Annotated in this window: 22 protein-coding genes; 6 read left to right on the top strand and 16 right to left on the bottom strand. The window is 37.2% G+C overall.

Features of this window, described 5'->3' with window-relative positions:
• Positions 1–255: 255 nt before the first annotated feature.
• The 3 genes from JWG41_RS14745 to JWG41_RS14735 all read right to left on the bottom strand — a co-directional run bounded on the left by JWG41_RS14745 (position 256) and on the right by JWG41_RS14735 (position 5,176).
• Positions 256–1,332: an alkene reductase gene (locus tag JWG41_RS14745; RefSeq protein WP_205270695.1), complete on the bottom strand. Its 1,077-nt coding sequence runs from the start codon at positions 1,330–1,332 to the stop codon at positions 256–258.
• A gap of 98 nt (positions 1,333–1,430) precedes the next feature.
• Positions 1,431–3,458, bottom strand: coding sequence for a 7TM diverse intracellular signaling domain-containing protein (locus tag JWG41_RS14740; protein WP_205270694.1), 2,028 nt, complete (start codon positions 3,456–3,458; stop codon positions 1,431–1,433).
• Entirely contained in the window at positions 3,458–5,176 is a 1,719-nt protein-coding gene (locus JWG41_RS14735) for a hypothetical protein (RefSeq protein ID WP_332461300.1), read from the bottom strand. Before JWG41_RS14735 ends, JWG41_RS14740 begins: the two co-directional genes overlap by 1 nt.
• Before the next feature lie 163 nt (positions 5,177–5,339).
• Between JWG41_RS14735 and JWG41_RS14730 the strand changes: the two genes are divergently transcribed.
• From JWG41_RS14730 to JWG41_RS14720, 3 genes are read left to right on the top strand one after another with little or no spacing between them, the layout of a single operon-like run.
• Positions 5,340–6,566, top strand: coding sequence for a PAS domain-containing sensor histidine kinase (locus JWG41_RS14730; RefSeq protein ID WP_205270692.1), 1,227 nt, complete (start codon positions 5,340–5,342; stop codon positions 6,564–6,566).
• 38 nt (positions 6,567–6,604) lie between these two features.
• On the top strand, positions 6,605–7,744 hold the full coding sequence (locus tag JWG41_RS14725) for a hypothetical protein (protein WP_205270691.1): 1,140 nt from the start codon (positions 6,605–6,607) through the stop codon (positions 7,742–7,744).
• A 55-nt stretch (positions 7,745–7,799) separates the two neighbouring features.
• Positions 7,800–8,819, top strand: coding sequence for a pirin family protein (locus JWG41_RS14720; RefSeq protein WP_205270690.1), 1,020 nt, complete (start codon positions 7,800–7,802; stop codon positions 8,817–8,819).
• Between the two features lie 25 nt (positions 8,820–8,844).
• Here the strand turns inward: JWG41_RS14720 and ilvD are convergent, their stop codons facing one another.
• The 4 genes from ilvD to JWG41_RS14700 form a co-directional block, all read right to left on the bottom strand.
• Positions 8,845–10,521: a dihydroxy-acid dehydratase gene (gene ilvD, locus JWG41_RS14715; RefSeq protein WP_205270689.1), complete on the bottom strand. Its 1,677-nt coding sequence runs from the start codon at positions 10,519–10,521 to the stop codon at positions 8,845–8,847.
• Positions 10,522–10,591: 70 nt separating this feature from the next.
• Positions 10,592–11,212, bottom strand: a complete 621-nt coding sequence (locus JWG41_RS14710) for a hypothetical protein (protein WP_205270739.1) — start codon at positions 11,210–11,212, stop codon at positions 10,592–10,594.
• A 32-nt stretch (positions 11,213–11,244) separates the two neighbouring features.
• On the bottom strand, positions 11,245–13,899 hold the full coding sequence (locus JWG41_RS14705; protein ID WP_205270688.1) for a TonB-dependent receptor plug domain-containing protein: 2,655 nt from the start codon (positions 13,897–13,899) through the stop codon (positions 11,245–11,247).
• The gene (locus tag JWG41_RS14700) at positions 13,896–14,477 is read right to left on the bottom strand and encodes a TetR/AcrR family transcriptional regulator (protein ID WP_205270687.1); all 582 of its coding nucleotides are present in this window, start codon (positions 14,475–14,477) and stop codon (positions 13,896–13,898) included. The genes JWG41_RS14705 and JWG41_RS14700 overlap by 4 nt, the downstream gene beginning before the upstream one ends.
• 119 nt (positions 14,478–14,596) lie before the next feature.
• Between JWG41_RS14700 and JWG41_RS14695 the strand changes: the two genes are divergently transcribed.
• Both JWG41_RS14695 and JWG41_RS14690 read left to right on the top strand, forming a co-directional pair.
• Positions 14,597–15,289 carry a nitroreductase gene (locus JWG41_RS14695; RefSeq protein WP_205270686.1) on the top strand — a complete coding sequence of 231 codons (693 nt, stop codon included), beginning with the start codon at positions 14,597–14,599 and terminating at the stop codon, positions 15,287–15,289.
• Between the two features lie 83 nt (positions 15,290–15,372).
• On the top strand, positions 15,373–16,812 hold the full coding sequence (locus JWG41_RS14690; RefSeq protein WP_205270685.1) for a M20/M25/M40 family metallo-hydrolase: 1,440 nt from the start codon (positions 15,373–15,375) through the stop codon (positions 16,810–16,812).
• 79 nt (positions 16,813–16,891) lie between these two features.
• Here JWG41_RS14690 and JWG41_RS14685 read toward each other — a convergent pair whose 3' ends face one another.
• From JWG41_RS14685 to JWG41_RS14665, 5 genes are all read right to left on the bottom strand, one after another.
• Positions 16,892–17,581 (bottom strand): hypothetical protein, encoded by a 690-nt coding sequence (locus JWG41_RS14685; protein ID WP_205270684.1) that lies wholly within the window; start codon positions 17,579–17,581, stop codon positions 16,892–16,894.
• 41 nt (positions 17,582–17,622) lie between these two features.
• A complete protein-coding gene (locus JWG41_RS14680; protein ID WP_205270683.1) occupies positions 17,623–17,922 on the bottom strand; it encodes a helix-turn-helix domain-containing protein in 300 nt (99 codons plus the stop codon).
• Entirely contained in the window at positions 17,919–18,254 is a 336-nt protein-coding gene (locus JWG41_RS14675; protein ID WP_205270682.1) for a type II toxin-antitoxin system RelE/ParE family toxin, read from the bottom strand. The genes JWG41_RS14680 and JWG41_RS14675 overlap by 4 nt, the downstream gene beginning before the upstream one ends.
• A 261-nt stretch (positions 18,255–18,515) precedes the next feature.
• On the bottom strand, positions 18,516–19,262 hold the full coding sequence (locus tag JWG41_RS14670; protein WP_205270681.1) for a hypothetical protein: 747 nt from the start codon (positions 19,260–19,262) through the stop codon (positions 18,516–18,518).
• Positions 19,263–20,071: 809 nt separating this feature from the next.
• On the bottom strand, positions 20,072–20,566 hold the full coding sequence (locus JWG41_RS14665; protein WP_205270680.1) for an ankyrin repeat domain-containing protein: 495 nt from the start codon (positions 20,564–20,566) through the stop codon (positions 20,072–20,074).
• 24 nt (positions 20,567–20,590) lie between these two features.
• Here JWG41_RS14665 and JWG41_RS14660 point away from each other — a divergent pair, with 24 nt between their 5' ends.
• A complete protein-coding gene (locus JWG41_RS14660; protein WP_205270679.1) occupies positions 20,591–21,418 on the top strand; it encodes a prohibitin family protein in 828 nt (275 codons plus the stop codon).
• A 51-nt stretch (positions 21,419–21,469) separates the two neighbouring features.
• Here the strand turns inward: JWG41_RS14660 and JWG41_RS14655 are convergent, their stop codons facing one another.
• From JWG41_RS14655 to JWG41_RS14640, 4 genes are read right to left on the bottom strand one after another with little or no spacing between them, the layout of a single operon-like run.
• Positions 21,470–22,684 carry an MFS transporter gene (locus JWG41_RS14655; protein WP_205270678.1) on the bottom strand — a complete coding sequence of 405 codons (1,215 nt, stop codon included), beginning with the start codon at positions 22,682–22,684 and terminating at the stop codon, positions 21,470–21,472.
• Positions 22,681–24,171 (bottom strand): class I tRNA ligase family protein, encoded by a 1,491-nt coding sequence (locus JWG41_RS14650; RefSeq protein WP_205270677.1) that lies wholly within the window; start codon positions 24,169–24,171, stop codon positions 22,681–22,683. The genes JWG41_RS14655 and JWG41_RS14650 overlap by 4 nt, the downstream gene beginning before the upstream one ends.
• Positions 24,164–24,805, bottom strand: a complete 642-nt coding sequence (locus JWG41_RS14645; protein WP_205270676.1) for a lysoplasmalogenase family protein — start codon at positions 24,803–24,805, stop codon at positions 24,164–24,166. Before JWG41_RS14645 ends, JWG41_RS14650 begins: the two co-directional genes overlap by 8 nt.
• Entirely contained in the window at positions 24,806–25,375 is a 570-nt protein-coding gene (locus JWG41_RS14640) for a GNAT family N-acetyltransferase (protein WP_205270675.1), read from the bottom strand.

Raw genomic sequence — 25,375 nt, 5'->3', positions numbered from 1 at the left:
TTTTCTACGGATAGATTTCTCTGGCAAATCTGCACATTGCATTTAGCAAACGGTCAAGGGATTGGAGGTGTTTGGTGAAAGGGTCATTCCTGCGGTAGGGATACGGAAGGCTTGGTCACCTGCCATCGTTAGATGGTAGGTGACGGGAGCGAAGGCGGACCCTGGAGTAGCCCGGTCGAGGCTACCAAGGAATTTCTGTTTTGGTGGAATTCGAACCGCCCAAACAAAAAATAAATTATCTTTTGTTAACTGTGATTAGCCTGCAAAAGCATAATCGCTATACCCTTTTTCGCCAGGTGAATAAAGCGTGGTTTGGTCAAAGGAAGCAAGGGGGATATTCTTTTGGAACCTTGTGACGAGGTCAGGGTTGGCAAGGAAAGGTTTTCCAAAGGCAACCAGGTCAGCAAGTCCGGAAGTGAGATCTTTTTCCGCACGTTCTGCGTCATACCCACCGCTGAGGATTAGGGTTCCTTTGAATGCTGTGCGAATGTTTTGCACTGTTTCTGGTTCCACAGTGGGTGCTCCCATAGAAGAGTGGTCCACCAAATGGATGTAAACAATTCCGACTTCGTTTAACTTTTCAGCTAACAATGAGTATTCGGCATGAGTTTCTGGGAATGGAAGCAGGTCATTGTATGCGCCGTAAGGAGATAAACGGATTGCTGTTTTTTCTTTTCCGATGGCTGCACTCACGGCAGTGGCAACTTCTATGATATAACGAATTCTGTTTTCAATCGAACCACCGTATTCATCGGTTCTTTGGTTCGAACTTGGATGTAAAAACTGTTCGAGTAAATATCCGTTGGCTGCATGTAATTCCACTCCATCAAAACCGGCTTGGACTGCATTTTTAGATGCATTTACAAATTCTTCTAAAGTCGATTTTAATTCTGCTTTGGTCATCTCTTGTGGTGTCGGATGGTCTTTCATTCCTTCCGCATCGGTCCACATTTCTCCTTTGGCATGAATTGCAGAAGGTCCAAGAACTTTTGCTCCTTTAGGTAAATTGAGTTCATGTCCAATTCGACCTGTATGCATCAGTTGCACAAAAATTTTACTTCCTTTGGCATGGACTTTATCGGTTACTTTTTTCCAGGCTTTGGTTTGTTCTTCGGAAAAAATTCCAGGAATTCTCGCATAACCAAGACCATTCGGTGATGGTGAAGTTCCTTCGGTTACGATGAGTCCCGCTTCGGCTCTTTGTTCATAATACGTGGCAACGAGGTCACCAGGCACATTTCCAAGGGAACGAGATCGGGTCATGGGGGCCATTACCACTTTATTTTTTAGGGAAAGATTTCCTAACTTTGCTTCTGAAAATAATGATTTCACAAGGTTCTCCAATATTGATTTACTATTGGAAAATAGACTACAATATGAAGTGGTTTGATGTTATAATTATTTAATATTAAACTAATTTTTAAAAAAAGTTAAAAATCGATCCCGAGAATGGTTAAGTCGTCCTGGCGATCCTGACCATTTAGAAATATTTGTAGTGTTTTTAGGAGGTGGTCTTCGACTTCCGTAAGGCTTAGATTCCTTGTGGATTGGAAGAGATGGTAGAGAGATTCCTCCCCAAATTCCTCTTCTTTCAGGTTGAAAGCTTCAAAAACCCCGTCGGTAAATACAAAAAGCCGATCTCCCGCATCCCAGGTCAGCTCCGATTGCCCATAGTGGATTTGTTTTTTCAAACCCATCATCCGGCCGGTTTTTTCTAAGAGTTGGATTTGGTTCTTTCGCAAAAGTACAGCAGGCGGATGGCCTGCAGAAGCAAATTGGATGGTTTTGGTAGCGATATCAATATCCAAAATCAAAGCCGTCAAAAGGCTATTGAGTGAAACAAAGTTATCCATAAACTCTTCGTTAAAAATTTCCATTACTTTGGAAGGACTGAGTTCAAAGGTTTTGATATTATCATACAAACCCTTGATGGCCATTGTGATCATAGCTGCGTGGACTCCGTGGCCCGTAGCATCTGCGATGAGAATTCTATATTTGGATTCATTCAATTGGCAAATATCAAAAAAGTCTCCACCCACTTCTGAGACAGGAAGGTATCGATACACAAGATTTAATTGTTTGATGAGATTCGGGTCGGTGATGAGAGAATTCTCTTGAATTTTTTTTGCCACAAAAAGATCCCTTCTCATAGCACTGAGTGTACGATTCAAAGTTTGCGTGCGTTCCTTGACTTTTTCTTCTAAATCAAAATTGGATTTTTCCAAATTGAATTTTACAAGTGCCTCTGCTGTTTCCTTTTCTTTGATGATGGTATTGTAACGATCGGCAAGGGCAAAGGCAAGTAACAACATTTCGGCGGCCGATCCAAACTGTGGCCCATCAATTGTAAATGAATTGGTAGGAATGAACCCGAGGGCCCGCAGTGTCGAAACTATCAAAGCTAAAAATAAAAATGCAAATGCCAATAGGAAAAAATAGGCGATCCTTTCTTTTTGGAAGGAACAGAGAGTCGCCGTGAACAAAATCCAAAAGGCTGTGAAGGAATGGCTCACCACCATGATTTTGATAAACGAATCAAAGGAAAAAATGTACAAAACGGGTAAGACGATTTGTATTAAAATTAGTATTTTACTGCAAAAATCTAATTTTGGAACTAACTTCTCCGTGTTTAATAATTTCCGCATAAATGCGAGAAATAGAATCAAAACAACAGAGATAAAAATATTTATAGAATACTGATCCATCCATGGGGAATTTTGCCATAAGTATTCCGATGCAATCCCGTTATGCGAAGCAATCGTAAAGGCCGTGGAAAAAACGAGAAGAACATACAACAAATAGTTAGAATCTTTGAGTATAAAAAATACAAACAAATTGAATACCACCATGGCAAGGGCAATCCCAAAGTAAATGGCTTGGATGACATGGTCATCAATCTCATGGCGATCGTAGGCGGCTTTGTTCCACAATTGGATGGGAAGGTTGATCGCGTTGGGAGAACTGACTTTTAAGTAGAGTATCGCATTTGAATTTTCTGGAAATGTCAGCGGAAATACAAAAAAACGACTGCGGTAGTGTCGTTTCGACATGGGAATCGAATATCCCGATTGGATTTCTCTAGCACCTCTCGGATTTTGAAAGTACAAATCCAAGGTTTGCAAACGAGGATAGGCAACTACAATCGCAATCTCTCTCGCACTGGGACTTTGATTTTGCAAGTGAACCCTAAGCCAATAAGTAGATTTGGAATAGGAAAAGTTAAAGGCTTCTTTGGAGGATGGGACTTTGATAAACTTGGATTCGTAATTCGGGGACTGAATGGTTTCAAAGTTCAAATCATTGGTTGGATCTTCCAAAACTAACATCGAATCGGCGAGATACAAAGGTAAAGATCCGATCTCATTGATATCGATTCTTGGAACTTCCGAAAAAATTGAGATATTTCCGAAAAACAAAAATGTTACAAGGAGGAAGGAACGACGGCAAAACGCTTTCATTACACCTTTCCCGTAGCAAACAAATCGATCGAATAAATTTGATTTCCTTTGGCAAACACAGAGATACCATCAAAACTCACAGACAGACCCGGCAAACTTGGTAGGATTTTTTCTTTAATGATATTTCCATCGGGAGAAAGTAAAATGAGTTCGATCTGCTCTCCATCACTATAGTCATCCTGTTTTGTCAGAACGACCACAATGTGTTTTCCATCAAACGTGAAGAGAGATAATACTTCCGATTGAATTTCTTTTTCAAAGATCAGATTTCCTGAAAAATCAATCATATAAATCCCCGAGTAATCATCGGTGATAGTAATGCGGTCGTCGGTAACAAGGACGGGAGTTTTTTCGATTCCAAAAGCATGAGGGCCGATTGTGTCTGTCGAACTAAAAGGGAGTTCTTTGATGATTTTCAATTGGGAATCTAAAAGATAAGATCCATCCATGGAGAAAGGTAAATAGATGCCGCCAGGAAATTCCACTGGCTTTGATGCCAACGCGCGAATCAAACTAATTCCAGAAGCATGTGTCTGTTTGAATTCTATTTTTTTTCCAGAGTCAGCTGATTCTACAATGGAATAATAATAGTACAAACGAAGTGCCGAATCTATAAACACAGGATGATAAGGAGAGGAATAATGAAAGATCACTTGATCTTCTGCATTCATCCCAACAAGCCCCTTCAATGTATGGAACAACAATTGACCAGATTCGGTTTCAAAGGCTTTGCCTGAAAAAACCTCTGATTTCGGAAGGGAGATGGTTCGTAATTGTTTGCCCGTTTTTAAATCATAAACATGGATTTGGGACTGGTGGGGCAGATAAAGTTTGTCCGATAGAATCGTAAAATTAAAGTTATGCGAAATTCGACTTTCGGAGATATCTCTTTCTTCCGTAGAAAGGATTTCGTAACATCGAAATTTTAATGAGATGGATAGAATTTCTTTTCCCTCTAAGGTATAAATACATAGAGTTTCTGGCCTGTGGAGTTTGGAATAATACTCGGATCCATTTTGGAAACCTTGGTAGGAACAGAGGTAACCTGATTGGTAAAAAAGAATCGGAATTTGTAAACCTTCCAAAAAAGGTCTTTGGATCTGTTTTGTCCAAAGGATTTGTTTTATATTTAGATCATAGGTTTGTAGCTGCCATTTGTCTTCACAAGAAGTGATAAAAGCAAACTGGTCTCTTGCGATAAATTCAGATACAAGAACGGACTCTTCCGCATCCAAACTCAAAAGTTGATTCGAAAAAGAAGGAAATCCTTTTTTTTGAATCTCTTCAGACTCCTGCGGATATTCTTTCAGAAACCAGCGCCTTAACCAAAGTTTTACGGAAGTGTGGACATTTTGTTCTCTACTTAGATAGAGTTCTTTTAATCTCTCCTTCTCTGACAAAACAACGATCTCCAAAATCTCTTCAAAAAAAGAATAAGGAAAGGCAGAATCTTTATGGAGAATGATTCCCGCAACGCTGGGGTTCCGGATCAATTCTGAACGCTGATCATCGAATCGTTCGGCTGTTTGTTCGTAAAACTCTGGATAGGTGGACCTAGGATCTCCCGTACCTCGCGTTTTGATCCACCAAAGGCTATGACAGTCCTGGCATTCATAAATTTCATGGAACCGACTGAGGGAATTTCCTACAATGTCATCCGTAGGGAAAGAATGAGTTTCTCGTTCATCCCGGACAGGTACTGATCTGGAAAACTGCAAAGATCCTTTCTGGCAAAATAGGCAAGACATATCGTTTCAGGGAGTCTAGGTCTATCTAAGAATGGACTCGCAGTCAAGTCCGATTCCGGCGAAAGTAAATAAAGAAATGCGCTCACTTAGTTCTTGGCAATTTATTTCAAAATTTGTATTCTACCAATAATCCATGTCTCTACTACCTAAGACATATGAAGCCCTTTTGGCAGATCTAAAACGTTTAGAAAATGAAAACCAATTGTTACGGCAAACATTGGAAGATAAGGTGATACACCATTCACACCTTATTCATGAATTACAATTTACGAAGTATTCAATTGATACCATCTCAGATGCGATTTTTTGGACAGATGAATATGGGAATTATGTTTTTGTAAATGATGCCGCTTGCAAAAACTATGGTTATACAAAAGAAGAATTGCTTTCGATGAAAATGTTTGAAGTAGACCCTTTGTTCACTGTCGAACGTTGGAATGCCCATTGGCAAGAAATTTTAGATCGTAAGTCCTTCTCTATTGAAACAGTTAATAAACGAAAGGACGGAACCTCTTTCCCCATCGAAGTCACTGTCAATTTGGTGGAGTACAACGGCAAACAATACAATTGTGCCATTGTTCATAACATCACAGAACGAAAACTTTCAGAAGACAAATTGAAAAAATCTGCGATTCGTTTAGCGGAAATGAACAGCACCAAAGATAAATTTTTTTCTATCATTGCCCATGACTTACGTGGCCCATTAGGAACCCAACGAGAGTTTACAAAGATCCTCAATGAAAAAGATTCTTCTTTCACTGATGCAGAAAGATCCACTTATTTAAAGATGTTGGAAGAGTCCTCTGACTTGGTTTTTTCTTTGTTAGAAAACCTGTTGGACTGGTCTCGCTCCCAAACAGGGGCGATTCAATTCCATCCGGTCCCTATTGATTTTTATGAATTAACACAACGAGTGATTGGACTTTTGACTCTTTCTGCTAACAAAAAAAATCTGACCATCTCCAATCAAATTCCCAAACCATTAGAAATTGTTGCGGATTCATTTATGATTGAAACGGTTATCCGCAATTTAATTTCCAATGCTATCAAATTCAGCAATGCGCAAAAAGTAATTACGATTGGGGTTTTACCATCGGAACAAAAAACGATACGAAACGAAACTACCTTCTTTGTGAAAGATGAAGGAGTGGGAATGCAAAAAGAACAGATAGAAAATCTATTTCGATTGGATCAAAAAACCTCAACTCTCGGCACCGGACGAGAATCAGGCACTGGTCTTGGTCTCATTCTTTGTAAGGAATTTTTGGAACAACATCATGGAACCATTTGGGTAGAAAGTAAATCTGGTTTTGGTTCCACATTTTTCTTTCAACTAGCACAAAACACGAAAAATCTTTAAAACCATATTCATTCTAGAAAAAGATAATGCTCCCTATCATGAAAACATTCTGCAGAAATTTTTTTCTAGTTTTTACACTACTCGTTTTGCCAGTGTTTGCAGAAAATGAAACCGAACCTTCTACACCCAAAAACGAGAAACAATCTAAGTCCTCTTCTATCTTTGGATCTGGATTAAAAGTTTTGGAGTTTGCTGGTGAGTTGGCACAAACTCCATCGGAAGGTGGGCCTCAGTCTATTTCTAATCTCTTAAATTCAGCCCGGCTCTCATCTAGTTTTGTTAATAGTAACTCTGCCAATAACCTAAACCCACCGGGTATCATTACCGAAAATTCAGAATCAAGGCCAAAATCTACAATTTCACCTCGTATCAAATACTCTCACCAGTTTTCAGATGTTTTTTTTATAGGATTTGTTTATGCAAAGGGAGAGCAATACTACGATACTCGAACCAGCTTTAGTACGAACGGACTTTATGTAAATGACCGTATCCATTCGGGAATCAATGAAGTGGGATTCAAAATTGGTGTCGGTCCCTTAAACTATTTAACCAATACTGATTCTTATGAACTCAGTTTCAACTATTCAGAGTTATCTTCCAAAGGTCCATTCCAATCCCTCCAATTAAAATTTCCTTTTTTAAGAACGGGGGATCAAACCCTAACAGAAGGATACGGGCTCTACACCGGCACTGTAGAGTTCAGAACAAAAAACTATGGAATGAATTATGGGTTTGTTTTTTCTCTGTTAGATTGGCTGAACTTATATATGATGGCTGACGTCACCGTCTTTGCCGGTCGTTTGAAACTTTCCTCCTATGGATTAGAAACTTCATCGATTGGTTCCTTGGATTCGAACCAACAACTGGTTTTTAGTACACCCGTTTCTAAAACAGATTTCACTTTTATCCAATCGAAAGAAGGTCTGTCAAGGGGACTTGGTGGAGCCACATTCGTATTGGAGATGGGTTTTGTTTGGAAAATTTTTGAATCCTTAGGTTTGAAGTACGGAGGGCTCTATCAAATTTCTTCCTTCAGTGTATCTGGTGTGAGTGGATTCAATGTAGGATCAGATAAAACACCAGTGGATCTGAGTTCTGCGCAAATCCTCAATCCCTCCCAAAGTTCTAAACAATTCGGCTCTTTCGGGATGAATGTTTCTATTGTAAAAAACTTTTGATTCCAATCCACTGTCTTATAAGTAGCGACAGGTATCGCAAAGACAGGATTTTTACATGAAACACAAATCAATTCTATACGCCCAAAAACTCGACTTCCAATGGCCTACATCGGACCCGTTTTTGTTTTGTGTCCACCATGAAGATTTTTATCCCAAGGGAAATGGAAATTTTGGCCCGGAATCTTCCTCACTCCAAGGAAGGCAAATTGGCCAAGACTTTGCGGGCAAAGATGGATGGCGGATGTACCACGGCGAAACCATTCCCGGCTTTCCTGGCCACCCCCACCGCGGATTTGAAACCGTTACTGTCGTCCAAAGAGGACTCATTGATCATGCCGATTCCCAAGGTGCTGCGGGAAGGTATGGAGATGGTGATGTGCAGTGGATGACAGCTGGTGCGGGAATCCAACATTCCGAAATGTTTCCTTTGGTGAATGAATCAGAAGATAATACTTTAGAGCTCTTTCAAATTTGGTTGAACCTACCGGCAAAAAATAAATTTGTCGATCCACATTTCAAAATGTTTTGGAACGAAGACATTCCTGTAAAACTCCTAAGCGATTCCAATGGTAAAAAAGTAAAAATCAAAACGGTCGCAGGATCTTTGTTTGGCGAAAAACCATTGGACCCTCCACCAGATTCCTGGGCAGGTGATCCTAAAAACGATGTGGGAATTTATATTTTAGATTTAGATCCTGAAGTCAGTTTTGTGATTCCAGGAAGTGCCAAAGGAAATAACAGAAACCTTTATTACTTCCGAGGCGAAGGGCTTGTTTTGGATGATGTCGTTGTTCCTGGCAAACATATGTACAATCTCGAATCCGAAGTCGAAGTGACATTGAAAAATGGAACGGAGCCGGGTCGAATCTTGATTTTAGAAGGAAAACCCATTGCAGAACCTGTGGTGCAGTATGGGCCCTTTGTGATGAACAAACAAGAAGAGATCCAACAAGCGTTTGATGACTATCGAAAAACGCAGTTCGGTGGTTGGCCTTGGGATTCTTATGATCCGGTTCATGTTGGCAAAGGAAGGTTTGCCAGACATGCGGACGGCAAAGAAGAAATTCCTACTTAAACAAGTAGGAATTTCCTTGGAACGCCTAACGGTCTGTTAGGCAACCAGTACTTGCATCTTTCACCATCTGGATGTACTTCCAAAGATATCCAGAGGTAATGCGGTAAGGTGGTTTCACCCAAGCCGCTCTACGTTTTTCCAATTCTTCTGCGGAGATTTTGAGTTCCAGTTGGTTTGTACGGGAATCAATGAGAATCACATCTCCATCTTTCACAAAGGCCAACTCCCCCCCTTCCATCGCTTCCGGTGTGATATGACCCACAACAAAACCGTGACTTCCCCCAGAAAACCGACCATCGGTAATGAGAGCTACATTGTCCCCAAGCCCTGCTCCAATGATAGCAGAAGTGGGTTTTAACATCTCCGGCATTCCCGGTCCACCCTTTGGACCTACATAACGAATTACCACCACATGGCCTGGTTTGACTTTCCCATCGCGAATGCCAGTGTTAGCTTCCACTTCGGAATCAAAACAGATGGCCTTTCCTTCAAACATTTCACCTTCGTGGCCTGTGATTTTTGCCACTGCCCCTTTTTTGGCGATATTGCCGTAGAGAACTTGGATATGACCTTCTTTTTTAATCGGGTTACTGACAGGGCGAAGTAGGTCTTGGTCTTTCGGAAGGTCGGGAAGACCTTCCAGGTTTTCTGCAATGGTTTTTCCAGTGACTGTCAAACAAGATCCGTCAATCAAACCTTCGCGTAACATGAATTTCATGATTGCAGGTGTTCCGCCGATGGCAAATAGGTCTTCCATCAGATACTTTCCACTTGGTTTCATATCTGCAAGAAGCGGCGTTGTATCGGTTACTTTTTGAATTTGTTCTAAGTCGAGTGGGATTCCCATAGTTCTTGCAATGGCAATCATATGGAGAGCTGCATTTGTAGAACCACCAAGAATCGTCACCACACGAAGGGCATTCAGAATGGATGTGGGAGTGATGATGTCAGAAGGTTTGATGTCCTTTTCTAAAAGATTGTACATATACTTTCCAATATTCATACATTCTTTCTTTTTTTCTTCACTGCGGGCAGGAGAAGAAGAACTATAAGGCAAACTCATCCCCATCACTTCGATGGCTGTTGCCATTGTGTTTGCGGTATACATTCCCCCACAGGCTCCAGGGCCAGGGCAGGAATTTTTTATCACTTCTTTAAAATCATCTTCGGTGATTTTACCGTTAATTTTTTTTCCGTACGCTTCAAAGGCAGAAACAATATTTAGTTTTTCGCCTTTGTAGTTTCCACCATTGATGGTTCCGCCATAGACCATGATAGAAGGCCGATTGAGTCTTGCCATTGCCATGATGGCCCCTGGCATATTTTTATCACAACCAGCAGTAAAAAGAAGTCCGTCGTAATAATGAGCACCGGCAATCGTTTCAATGGAATCGGCAATGATTTCGCGGGAAGGTAAGGAATAACGCATCCCATCGTTTCCGTTAGTGATCCCATCACTCACACCAATCGTATTAAAGAGTAAACCAACCATTTCCTTTGTATCTAAAACACTTTTCTTTTGCAGAGCAGAAAGAGTGGTTAGGTGCATGTTACAAGGATTTCCATCGAATCCTGTACTTCCAATTCCGATGAAAGGTTTATTTAAATCTTCATACGGAACTCCAGAACCAATGATCATGGCTTGGGAAGCGGGAAGGGATTCGTCTTGGGTAAGAGTGCGGCTGTATCGATTCAAAGTCATAATAATTGAATTTCCTTTGGATTAAAGACAAAATGTAAGATGCCGAGGTTAAGGAAAGCGGATTTTGAGTTTAAGGATGAACGATTTCGACCAGGATTTTATTTTCATTATTTCCTTGGGCTAAATCCTTTTCCCAATCTTTAAATTCCAAGTTCAAACAGCTGTTAGCTCGATCACGATTGGCTAGTGGTAAAAAAGTATTCGCAGCAATAGATTTTGCAGCTTTGGCAATTTTTCCACGAACCGATTCTAACCATTGGATCTCTGAAAAATCCGCAAACCGTGCTCCACTTGCAACTTGGAATCCTTCTAATTCACAAGATTCGGCTACTCGAAATGTAAATTTCGATTTTAGTGTATCTGTTTCGGTTGTGGTCGTTGCTTTCAAAATCAAAATTCCTGATTGAAGGATGGAATCTTGGCAATCGGCTGTTCTTGATTGGATGGTTCTCATTTCATTCAATTGGACATTCAATTCTTGTTGGGTGAGGATGAGTTGGTTCACAGTACAAATTCCCAAAGGCCTTCTGCTACAGAATTGATTGTTTGCGGATAAGGAAGTATTGGTTTTGATACAATTGCCAGATTGGCGAACCCAATACAAAGTGCTTAGGTACAAAGTTTGTTTGTTATCTTCTTCCTTTTTCACATCCTCCCCACTTTCAAAACAGGAAGTAAAAAAAAGAACCATACTAAAACAAAACAAATATAGAAGAAGCTTTTTCAAAACCGCACCTCCATACCAATATTGATAAGAGGAATGATTGCCATTTTTCCATTCGGTGTTTGCGAAATGATGAAGGGTGAATTGACCGTGTCATACGTCGGTGCTGGATTTTGGTTTCTCTGATAATTTTTTGTGTTATCAAATTCAAATCCTGCTTGGTTGCGACGGCCATAAAAATTCACAAATTCAATGTACGTATTGATATAACCCCAAGAATAATTTTCGATTCGATCAATACGCAAATCAAATTGATGAAAGGGTAAAAACCGATCACTATTATAATTTCCAGAATAGTTCGGAAAGTATAAGTTGAGTCCAAAAGTGGCTGCTTGGTTTGCTCGTGTAGCGCTTGTAATGGGAGTGTAAGGAGTTCCTGAAAAATATCGAAACCTTCCCCCCACCATCCATTCCTGATTGAATTTATAACCAAATACAATATTGAGAATATGAGTTCTATCTAAATCATATAATTGTTCTTTATCATTATTGTAGATCACTTCCAAGTTGTTATCATCATAATAATTGATATAGTTTGTTCCCATCTTTGCTTGCGCCAGGAGGGTTCTAGAATTATTAAGTAAGGTTCTGTTTCTCGTTTCATCACTGTTCAACCGAGATTGGTTATTGATTCGTTTGGTGATGGAATTGGTATAAGAGATCCAACCAAATAACCCGGATTGTTCTCTAGGATCTTTTGTTTTTTTAATAAAGATTTCTATCCCTTCCGAATGACCATACCCTGCGTTGGAATAATTTAAATTTTTCGGTGTGACAGGATTGGCAAGGACCTTGGCCGTTTCATTCACAAAAATCCGAGTGTCATTATTCAAAGCATAAGGATCTACAATATACGTATCGGGAACAATAATGTTTTGAAAGATATTACGAAAGCCTTCGATTTTAATCTGCCAAAAGTTGGCAAACTCCTGACTGATTCCAATGGAATTGTGTTCGGACCTTTCCATAAAAAGATTGGGATTTCCTGATTTGGCAGAGAGGGCTTCCACGGAAACAGGAGCATTGTAATGGATTCCATGCCCTGCCATAATTCCTGTTTTTGTGGATTCAAAAAGATAACCGCCAGTGATCCGGGGAGCCAAATTGGTTTCATTACTACCAGAATAATTATCAACCCGTGCACCCGGTGTTAGGCGAAAGCCAGAATATTTAAACGGGAGTTCTGCGTAGGCTGATTTTTCTCGGTATCGAATGCGGTCCCCATCAATCACAGATCGGAAGGCCGCATTGGAATTCAAAAGATCGTTGAATACATTGTAAAACAACCGGTTGTAAGAAGAAATATTTTCGCCCTTTAGTGTGGTCTCTCGAAACCGGCCTTGTACCCCAGCTTCTAGTTTGAGATGTTCCTCCCAAAGTTCCCATTCAAAAGCATTGTGAACATAAGTAATGGAATCAGCAGTTCGGTTCTGTAATCCAAAAATATTTTCGGCAGTGAGTGGATTGGTAAACCTGAGTTCAAAGAATTCATTAAACGATGTGCGAGAATAAGATATAGTGTTTCGAAATGTTTTTCCCTTCCAAATATAACGAATGGCATCGGTGCGAAACATACGATCGAGGCCCGTGGGAGGACGCGGGTCTTCCCCTCCCCTTTCCAAATCGGCTTGGGCTTTGGTATAGGCTTGCCTGTCTCTGGTTCCAAAGGTTTGGATGGAAAGCCTATGTTCCGAATTGATATCCCAAATCAGTTTCCATTGGTAGTCATGGTATTCTGCGTACTTGGCGTCTTCTGGAATTCCTTGCGGATAGGCTTGTAATAGAACTAAGTTGGGATAGTTTTTTCTTCCAGAACTGATCATGGCAAGCCCTGGAAGAATTTTACTTTGGTTATAAATATCGGATAAAAACAAATTCGTATTGATGATTGTTTTGTTTTCATCCACTCGATCTGTTCCTTCAATGGCGATGATTCCTCCAGTCGCATAACCATATTTAGCTGGAAATGCTCCCGTAAATACATCAAAGGATTTGATTAAATTATTATTTAATACAGAAGACTGGTTTCCCAAATGGAAGGGATAAGGAAGGGGGAATCCATCAAAGTAGTATTGGTTTTGCCTTGTTCCACCACCACGCAGTGATAGGTCACCCCTTTCACTATTGGAATATGGATTTCCTGTGAGTAAATTCGTTCCAATGTTTGTAAATACCGACGGCAAAATTCCCACAGGCGCACCGATCACCACACCGGGAATGGTTTGCAAAGCTTTCAGGGAATCACCAGACACGCCGGGGAGGCGTTTGATTTCATCTTGGACAAGTCCGTACCGTGAAAGTGGAGTTTTATCTCTTTCCCCGCTTACTAAAATTCCCGAAAGGTTGGCTTCCGAAATCGTAACCAAAATCACTTGCCCTTTGAAACGAACCTCTCGAAAAACAGATTCGGTTCTATCGGCGGTGGATACTTTGATTTCATAGTATCCAGGTTCGGGAAATCGAAGTTTGGCGATCCCCTCTTCATTGGAGATTGCACTCGTTTTTCCCTTTTTAGATATGACTACGGCATTGGTTACTGGTTTTCCGGAATTAGATTTTACAATTTGAAAAACAACTTCTATGTTTCCATCCGCGAAGGTAGGCCTGAACCAGAGAAAACATAAAATCAGTAAAAGGGATTGGGTGTATTTCATTTAGGGGCGGGGATCAAACTTTCTGCAATTCGATATAATTCGTCCAATGACTTTTTGTCATCAAGCAGACGATATCCTTGCAAAACCCCTTCATAGACAAAAAATAAATGTTTGGCGAGTAAACGACAATCCCCTTTAGAATTTAAGTAACCATTTTCTTTGGTTCCTTCTAGATACTCTGCCAACAAATCGATGGTCCGATTGGCAATTTCCTCAATTTCTTTCTGGATTTCCAATTCATCCGGTGCAATTTGTGCTCGAAAGTTTGCCATTCCGCATCCGAAAAGTTGGGATAACCTAGCCTCCCGGGAAAGGATCCGAACCCAAGCCTTAACAAATTCCAAAGGCTTTGGATTTCGTTTCATTAAGGATTTAAGAAGTGTTAAATTTTCATCCGAATACATTCGAATCACTTCTTTTCCCAACATTTCCTTAGAAGCAAAATGTTGATAGAGGCTTGCTTTGACTGTTTTTGCTTCCTCTACAATTTGATTCAGTCCCGTCCCCGAATACCCTTGTTTCAAAAAGAGCTGGCGACTGACTTGTAAGAGGCGTACGCGAGTGGGTTCTTTTTTCATATTCTCCCCAAAATTCACAGAAACTGAAACAAATCAAACAATATACCAACCGGTATGTATGAATTGTTCTTGCAAAAACATACCGACTGGTATGTATGTTTAGACATAGGGAGATCCAAATGAATACTGAATTGATTTCGTTCCATACCACCGCGGCCTCTGTTTCGGAAGCCTTGGAAACTAGACATAGTATCCGAGAATACCTTTCCAAACCCATCCCAGATGAAATTTTACAAAGGATATTTAGCAAAGCATTACGCACCCCTAGTTGGAAAAATTCCCAACCTTGGAAAGTGCATATTGTGAATGGAAACAAACGAGAGGAATTGTCTAAAGAACTAATCGAAGCTGCACGCCAGTCTCCCCCAAGGCCAGAAACCAGTTGGCCAGAATCGTATCCAAGCGATGCCAAAAGAAGAATGTTTGATTTGGGAATGAAAATCTATGAAGCGGCAGGAATTGAAAGAAAGGATAAAGATGCGAGAAACGAGTTTATGTTACGTAACTTTGCTTTCTTTGGAGCCCCTACAGCAATTTTCATAACAACCAAGTTTGAACTGAACTATTATGTAGGAATAGACATGGGTTGTTTTCTCCAATCAGTTCTATTACTGGCAAGGGAAGAAGGTTTAGGAACTTGTGCTCAGGCTGCTCTTGGTTCTTTTCCTGATGTGGTACGAAAATCTCTCGGGTTGCCAGAAGAAGATAAAGTGATTTTAGGGTTGAGTATTGGATATCCAAAACCGGATTCGGAACTGAATCGTTACCACACTCCTAGAGAATCGTCAGAAGATTTACTTCGTTTCTATTAATTCAAAAAACTAACATAGATTTTTCTTTCAAGTTTTGAAATCCATGATTCTCTTTCTTCGGAAGAAGAGGGAGATTCATTTTTATGAAGTTTTTCATTTGGATTTTTATCATTACGATATTCAACTTACAATGTTCCTTTGGTCAAAAAGTAAAGTATGCAGAGCTAAAACAATCCTATCCCAAAGTGAATTGGGAAGCTCGCAGAACCGAATCAGTCAAACTTCTATCTGACCTTTTAAAAATCCCTTCCGTTCGTAGTAACGAAATCCAAGTTGCCAAATACATCCAAGCCGTTCTCACAAAAGAAGGAATTCCTTCAAGACTTGTCTTTGATCCCAAATATCCCACAAGACCCAACTTAATAGCAGAGTTACAACCAACAGTTCCCAATCCAGAACCAGGGATCATCCTTGCTAACCATTTAGATACAGTCGAATTCGATCCGAAAGAATGGAAAATAAACCCACTATCTGGATCCGTGAGTGAGGGTCGCGTTTGGGGACGAGGTGCGATTGACATGAAAGGAATGGCCGTAATGGAATTACTTGCCTTTCTGGAAATCAAACGTTCCGGAATTCCAAGAACGAGAAAAATCATGTATCTGGGACTTGCGGATGAAGAATCCGGTTCTGCGTTAGGTGGTAGGTATATATCAACCAACCATAAACATTTATTCGAAGGTTATGAATATGCTCTCAATGAAGGAGGAGTGGCAACAAGAGACATTGCAATTCCAGGTTCCACAATCTTCAATATCCAATATGCAGAAAAAGGAAACATTTGGTTACGGGCAAAAATCACAGGAACTAGTGGGCATGGATCCACTCCTCCCAACCAGTATCCGGCCCTATCCTTAATCCAATTCTTCAATGAAGTTCGGGAATTGGAATCCGATATTCGCATAACAGAAGAAACCGATGCCTTCTTCTATCAGTTAGGAACCATCAGTTCCTTTCCTAAATCATTTTTTTTGAAAAATGCAAGAAATCCTTTGATCAAACCTCTTCTCCATGGAACGATTCGAGGAAATCGCCATCTAACGGCAATGACAACCAATACTAAATCCATTACTGGATTTCGCACTACAGAGGGTGAAGGTGGAGAGAATGTGATCGCTGGCGAAGCTTCGGGAAGGCTCGACATCCGAGTTCTGCCTGGAGTGGACATTGAAGAGTTTGTAAAAAAAATTAAAACCATTGCTGAAAAATATCAGGCGGAAGTGACATTTACAGATATCAAATCGACCAACCTGTCTCCGATCAATACTCGTCTCTTTAGCACTTTGGCTGCCGTATCGATAAACAAATTTCCCAATAGTACTGTGACTCCTTTCCTATCTCCTGGAAAGACAGACAATGCCTATTTGAGACGAATGGGAATTAAGTCTTACGGACTCATCCCTGCTGTTCTCAAATCCGAAGATGTCGACAGTATGCACGGAAAAAACGAAAATATGACGATTGATAATTTGGAACTGGGAACAAAGATTCTCTTTGAAACCTTAGTGGAAATGAATCAATAACAGGTAGAGGTTTTTAGTTCTATATTCATTCGTAGTATGAAGCGAATATAGAACTTTTGCCGCTGTTATGCGAAGTTTTTCATTTGCGAGGGTATGGTTTTATTTCGATTTTGAAATCGGCACCTTCGTTTTGAAAAATCTGGAAAGTCCCATTTTTAATCTGGAAATCGAAAAAGATCTGAGAATTTCTCGGCGTAATGATTTCAAATTTGTTAGATCCTTCGGATAATTTAAAATTTTTGAAATTTAAAACCGACCTAGAGCATGATATAAACTCTACACTAGTTTTGATGATATTTTTCTGATTAGGAGGTTTATCATATATAAGTAAGGGTTGTTCAATCGCATACAAAGTACCTTTTTTCTTAGCAGAGTAAAGATAAAAGACTTCTAACTTTGTTGAGAATGTTGTGTTATTTAGTTTAAAATTATATTGGTCGAAATCGAATCTATTGGATTTAAATTTATCCTTATCAAAACAGAATTCCGCAAGAAGTATAACATCATTTTCCTTTATATTCAGTTCGAAATTTTCTTTAATCAGATTATCTACAATATTGTTTGGATCATTAAGGATATCTTCAAGATTTTGATAATTGATAAAGAATGCATTTGCCTGATAAAAACTAGAACCGTAAAAAGAAGCTTCCTCGAATTTTACATTAGTAAGTTTATTTAATCTATCGTTTGAGTTAATACCTGGAGAAATAATTGTTAGAGAACTACATGCAGTTAAAATGCATAGAGTTAAAAAAATGGGAAATTTCATTTGGTACCTTTGTAGTAAAAATTAGCTGCAACCTGATTATTTTAAGCACTTTTGCTTTTTAAATGTATAACCGGTTCAGCATCTAATGCTTTTGCTAACCTATTAATGAAAGATAAGGAAAGATTTTTATAATTACCAGATTCGATTCTAGCAATTGCGGGTTGCGAAGTTCCGATTTTTTCAGCTAAATCTTTTTGAGTTAAATGTCTTTTTTTCCTTAATTTAATAATCTCTTTTGCAAGGGTAAATTCATTTGATAATGAGTCATATTCTGATTTAAACTTTTTGTCTTTAAGTTGATTTTTTAAAAGAGAATCAAAATCTTTAGTTTTTATTTTCATAGCTTTTCACCCTTATAAGAATACATTAATTTTTTCGCTTTATCTAACTGATCTTTATCAGTCTTTTGATCTTTTTTGATGAAGCCTGAAGTAATGATCACAATTTTTTCTTTTTCAAAAAAATAAAAGAATCTACATATGTTAGATCCTTGTTTAACCCTTAATTCGAATAGACCATTAATACCTGTAATTTTTTTTGAAAACGGTTCTCTTAATTCAGGCCCGAAATCTCTCAATAATTCAATTGTTCTGAAAGTTTTGGCCTTTAACTTATTTTCCAAACTGACAAGAAATTGCTCAGCAGGTTCTAAAAGCTGAATCTTATAGGTCACGGTATAAATATATCAAATATGGTATATTTTGTCAAATCCCTTATTTTGTTAAAAGTATTCAGCTATACCGTATAACGAACTAGACTTACCGAAGTTGTCCGACCCTGAGTCCCAACGGGACGTTAGGGACTGGCACGTAGTTTGCTGATGCAAACGAGTGACAGGAGGACAATTTGGCGCAGCCCAAGCGAGGGCTCGTCCCGAAGCGAAGCAGTAAGCCGCTGTTAAGCGTAGTGCAAATACCGGTAATTCACTTATATTTCAATTTATATAATACGGATTTCTAGTTGCTTCTGAATTTTTTCCGAGAAATGTTTTTCTGAAAAATGAGATAGAATCGATTATAAATAAAGTAGCTAATAAAATTTCCATTTTGTCTTCAGGTGTATTTTCGTTTCCAATTCTATTGAATTTTAATGATGCTTTGTAATAAAAGCTAAAAATAATTAAATAAGGGAATGAGTAAACAAATACTATCACCCAATGTAAAACGAAATACTGATTTATGGCTATTGGAATAATTATTGATGATAGTAAGATATAAGGAATGATTATTTTTACAATAGAGAGTTTTTGTAAGTTTATTTCTAATAGTTTAAAAATGAAATATAATGTGACAAACATAAAAACGTAAGAAAGCTGAATAAATATGAAGCAAGGATCATTATGTGATTTTGATAAAATTGAAGCTACAAAACCAATTGTTAATGATCTTGAATAAAATAATAAAATTGCAGTAGTTTTAGTTGCTGTAATTATCATTATGTAATATCCAAATTCTAAAATAGTAATTGAAATTATCATCCCACATATAAAGAAAATTGACGGTGTTATATCGTATATTTTGAAGATAGTATAAAAAATAAAAGAGAGTAGTGTAGCCAAAGCATAAAAATGAGAAATTTTTCTTAATATAAGTAATAAGAAATTTTTATTTTCGATTATTGTTTGCGATTTTTTTGTTAAATTGTTTGTCATTTTTAAATATTTCGGTTTTGCATTACGCATAACTGTTGCTATACGAATTACACTACTTTTTGGAATTTCTTATTACCTGTAAATTTATTTTAAATAATTGTCTGCCTGATTCCAAATATGAATTTCCAACTATTTGAGATTCATTTTTTGAATTTAGTTTGTCTAGAGTCATTTTGCCAGGTTTTGACCCTAAGAAATATTCTTGTGTTCCGCTATGTGTTTTTCCAAGAGTAATTCCCGCTATTTCCCAGGCAAGGTCACCGGATATTTGTACTAATACGTATCCATTAAGAAATTTTTCAACAACGATGCCGTCAGCCCAAATTGACTTTTCATAATTTTGATATGCAAGTTTTCCTATTTTATCACCATTATTTATCCAATCTCCAATTTAGGCACTCTCACATTTCGTTGTTATATATGATGAATTTAAATTTTTTATTTGCTGATAAAATCTGATTAACGGTTGTTCTATCGATTGTAATTTATTGTTTATATCCTTCTTCGTTTTTTCTGTTCTTAGAATGTTCCAGGTATAGTAAATTGATGTAAGATGTCTTATATATGGATAGATTAGGAACCAAATTATTGAAAATATAAGGGGAAGCCCAAAATGATAAAAATATGCTGTATTATTTGAAAAATAGAAATTCTCTATGTAACTAATTCTATCAATAATTGGTCTTGAATCAATTATTAGAATTACAATTATCTTCCAGTTATAAGTTATCGTTGATAGGATTATTATACCAATAAGCGGATCAAATAATCTCTGTTTGATTTGATCTTTTAGACTTTCCTGTATTTCGATTGTCATATATTATATAATTCAGGACAGCTTATTTAAGTGATGCTAGATACTTTAGAATCCCCTCTTCTCCTCTTTCTTCCGCAAGTTCTGCTACACTGATCCCACCCACTGTTTTCACTTTGGTCTCTGCCCCAGCTGCCACTAGAATTTTAACCAAATCCAAATTTCCACGGTACACCGCGCGGTAGAGGGCTGTTTCTCCTGTGGTGTTGCGGAGGTTGACATTGGCACCTTTTTGGATGAGAAACTTTGCCATCTCCAATTCTTCTTCATCCGCTGCTTTGATTAGGGAGGAATTGCCTAAAGAGTCCTTGGCATTGATGGAAACTCCCTCCGCGAGAAGTTCTTTTACTAATTCTAAGTTTCCCTTTTCCACCGCCTGGAAAAGCCGGAGTTCCCGGCTCATAGGAGTTTTCACAACCGTTTCATCTTCCACACAGGAAAAACTGAATCCAACCAGTAGCAAAAAAATGACAAAGGAAGGAATTTGGATTAAAAATCGACTGGATAGAAATTGTAACATCGGTTTTAGTCTAATGGTTTAACTATGAAACGTCGATCCATTTTTCCAAACAGTTTCCAGTTCCTTTCCCTTTTGGGTGTGAGCCTTTTCTTTACATCTTGTATCTCCATCATTAGTCCAGGAGAGGTGGGGCTTATGTGGCGGCCTTATAGTTCGGGCCTCAGCCAAAAACCCTTAGAGTCCCGAGTCCAAACTTACATGCCATGGAATAGTGTTTATGTCTACTCGGTCCAGTGGATGAGCCACCAAGAGAAAGTGGAGGTTTTGACAAGAGATGATTTAACAATTACGGTCAGTGCGGCCATCATCATTCGACCCGTTCAAAACGAAATTTATGAATTGGAAATGGAAATTGGTCGGGACTATTATGAAAAGGTAGTTAAACCACAATTTCGCACAGCCATCCGAAATATCCTTTCGGCTTATAACATGGTTTCCATCTCTAAAGAGACACCGAATGTTTCTGCACAAATCAAAAAGTCTCTTGCAGAAAAGTTAAAAGACAAACATGTCGAAATAGATGATGTGATCATTGATGATGTGGAATACAGTCCTTCGATTTTGAAAGCCATCGAAAGCAAACTGACCAAACAACAAGAACAAGAACAAATGAAGTTCGAAATCAATATCGCCAAACGCGATGCAGAAATCCAACAGATCACTGCAGACGGGAAGTCAAAAGCGGTTCTGATTGAAGCCGAAGCACAAGCGAAAGCTCAGAGAATGATTTCTGAATCTTTAACACCAAGATACATTCAATTGAAGGCAATGGAGAATCCTAATAACAAATTGATCTTTGTTCCCAACGGAAAAGATGGATTGCCGATCATTGTGAATACGGATGGGAAGTAAAACCCTCCTAATTTTCTGAAACGTATACGCTTTAATTGTATAAATTTATAATTAAAGCGTTTGTTTTTTAAGCCGAAGGTCTAGATTGAAGTTTCTAATTCTAAATACCAAAATAATAAATAAACTAAACACAAACAATAAAAAACCAAAATTTTGAAATGCTACCACAGGCCCAAATTTATCAGAAACTTTTGCGGCAATTAATCCAAGGAATGCAGAAACTCCCAGTTGAAGTATAGAATACAAACTCAAAATTCTGGATCGATATTCTTCATTGATTCGCATTTGTATCATCGAAACTAGATAATTTGTTGATACACTACAACAAACCGAAGAAATAAAAATAATTAAAATATTAAGAGTTAAAACCTCTATTGGCATAAAAACAAATATTGCAACAGCAGAAATCATCGATGCGCCGAATATGATATAAACCAATTTTATATCTTTTAATACCAACTGCAAGAACCCACCAAATCCTAAACCAACTGCCAAAATCAAAAAGTAAATTGGTTTAACAGAATCTCCTAACTTAAAAATAGTTTCACCATAAGTAGGAATTAAAATCTGAAAAGGACCTAAAAGAAAAGTTGTTAATGGCACTAACATTAATAAATATACGATTTCACGATTCTGATTCAAATACTGAATTAAATCATTAATACCTCTCCTGATTGAAACAAATTGTTTGATTTCAAGAGGTATTAATTTCACAAAAAATAATATAAAATTGCTGATGAGAAACAAAAATGCAATTAACAATGGAATCAAAAAATCAAAGTAATATTCTTTAATAAAACCCACAAAAAGCGGACCAAAGCCGAATGCAAAAATATAACTTAAATTCACAAAAACCGTCATCTTTCCCTTTAACTCATTCTTTGTTAACTGTCCGATAATTGCCAACCTAGTTGCAGGCAAAAATGAAAAGGAGAAGCCAAGAATAATCGACAACAAAAACAAATAATTCGAAATATAAACCTTGTTATCAGTTGTATAAATCAAAAAAGCAAAAAACAAATTTCCGATTATATATGTAGCCTGACTTATGATTAATATTTTTCGTTTTGAATTAAAATCAATGATGATGCCAGTAATCAAACCAAGCAAAACAAACGGGATGTGTATCAATAGAAACAACGATGCACCTAACGAATCCGCTTTAGTTAGGTCATGTGAATAAATGATAACAAAATAATTAAACATCACTATGGCTGTATAACCGAAGATTGTTGAAAGTAAATATAAGTAGTTGTTTTTATTCATTTGTATATTTTGCGATTAAATAATTTAACGAAATTGACTGAATCCCTCAAGGAGGGTAAAAGGTTTTTTAAATTTAAAATTTGATTACTGTCCGGTATCACAAATTGCAAAATATAAATGAACTGAAAACTGAGATTTATTTTTTCTAAGTCTACTTTTGAATCCAGAAATCGTTTTTGAATTTTATTTAAAATTTTAATTAAAGTCTTATTATTATTTAATTTAATATCTTCTCTTAATATTTTTATATATCTTAGTTTGCTAAAATTTTCTGAATTAAATTTTTGGGAATTCTCTATCACTTTAAAATTAGTAATAAAATCATCTATATTCTTTAAAGCTTTAATCGCTTCAAAATAAACGTTCAAATTGAAATCTGTTTTTTTAGAGCAATAGAAGTGATACAAACAAAATCGAAGAAAACTGGGATCTAAATAGGATTCGACTTCTCCTATAAAAATCGCTCTATCTCTGCTCGTCGAAAACTTTTCTTTACCAATCGTAAAGAATGGTTGGATATTCACAGTAGAACGAACTTTTTTTAATCGTAACAAGTTTCTAACCAAGATATCAGATATTGTAAAATGAAATCGGTTATCTTGGCCCATAAAAAAATACAAATCAATCTTAGCCTTACGAATAGTATGGAAAAATAAATCAATAGAGTTTAAACGTAAAGATACAAATATTCCTGTATAGTATGCCCACACAGCTTCGAACCACAAAGGAATACTTAAATCACTTACCGATGTGTTTTTGATTTTTAATCCAAATTTGAATATTTTTGTAATTTCTAGATTAGAAATTTGATTAGATCGAAGCCATTGGATTGATAAAGATTTAATTCTTTTAGACCAATTTTGTTTATTAATTATCTTTTCTAGTTTATTGCTCTGATTTTTAAAATTTATAGAATAAGATTGCGATGGTTTTAAAATTAATTTCTCTTCCAACTTATAGTGCTTCGGATTGATTAATTTAGGATGTTGGATCAGTTCTCCACAATTCTCACAAGTACCAGCATCTGTTTGTTTTCCACATTTGTAACATTCTCCAATAGCTAAAGAATCAGATACATAGGAGTTTTCCTTTTCTGAATACAATTGATAACTGTTATTCAAAGTTACCTTGTTCGACTCTTTTATTTTTTCTAAAATTGCATTACTAATATTTGAATGGATTTCAGAAGATGTCCTAATGAACTGGTCAATTCTAATATTAAGAAAACCAAGGCTTTTATGAATGCGGTTAGTATAAAAATCTATAGAATCAGTTAAAGAAAGATTATTTAAAAACGATTTTTTTAAAGCATATGTATTATTCTCATCAGAACCTGCAATTGAAATTACACGAGCATTTGGGTATAATCTTTCAATCACTCTACTGAATATATCTGCTGGTAAATAGACTCCGGCAATATGACCAAAATGTAAGTCGCCATTGGCGCAAGGTGGTGGAAGATAAACCACCTTTATCGAACTATTCATTTTCATTTTTTAAAGATCCGAATACTAAACAAAACTGAGCTGAAAAATAAGTAAGTAGAATCGTTGCATTCCAAAAAGCGGATATGATATGATTTAATCGGATATAAGCAAGCAAGGTATCTGAAAAAATAAATAACAAGGCACCGATATACAGTAGATAATATTTTTTATCTCTATTTGAAAAGACCGCGTATCCCATAGACATCAATCCAAAGATATATATAATAACTGGAATTACTAAACCTTTATCTACTTTAGTTACAAATAAGGTAATTGCAAAAATCCCATAAATAAAAAATCCAATGAGACTAGATATCGAAATGGAATTTCTATTCAGGAATATATAAGTATAGATTCCTTGTGCGACAATATACAAGATTAGTCCCAAGGAAAAAAGCTTTGGGAACAACAAACAAATGTCACCAAACAAAATTAATATCAATGTTACCAAAAAAAAGAGAAATTTATTATCAAATAACAAATCCATTCTATTTTTAATTAGATAACCAATTAAGATTAATGTAGGTATAATTTTTGTAGGAATTAAATTTGATCTATCAGTCAGAATTCCATCTAATAGAATATGACCTAATACCGAAAAAAAGAATAGAGACGCCCAAATATATTTTTTCACTTATAAAACTCCTGTATGAAAATATGTATTAATATGTTTTTCAAAAAAATGAACTTCTTCCTGATTAAAGCCTTGTTTCAGATTTCGTTCAAAAATGTGAATTCCGCAATGCGCATTACGAATAAAAGCTACTGCTGGCAATACACCAAGAAAATTCAAAACACGTTTTGTAGCCCTTAGGCTTGCTGTGTTAGATTCTAAAACAAAAGAAAATATTTTATCCTTTCCTGAAGAAGAAGCAACTTTTATAACCCCAAGTAATAATCGAGCTCCAATTAAACTCTTTCTATGGATACGCTTCACATAAACTCCGAGCTGACAAAACTCACTGATTTCCGGAGCTAATATAAATTCACCAATATGAGCAAATCCTCTAATTTCATTATTGGACTTTTCGATAATTAACGACTGATTGTTTACTTTTTCTATCAACCAATCTGGCGGATGATTAGAATCTAATTTACTTTCATAAGCAACGGAAGGATTTTCATCATCGATGCATTCGTTATAAATTTCTATTATTTCATTTAGGTCTGAATGATTGCCGAATCTTATTTCAATATCTTTCAT

Origin of the sequence: Leptospira chreensis (genome assembly GCF_016919165.1) — a bacterium.
Taxonomy (GTDB): Bacteria; Spirochaetota; Leptospiria; order Leptospirales; family Leptospiraceae; genus Leptospira_A; species Leptospira_A chreensis.
This window is presented reverse-complemented; position numbering and strand designations above follow the sequence as displayed.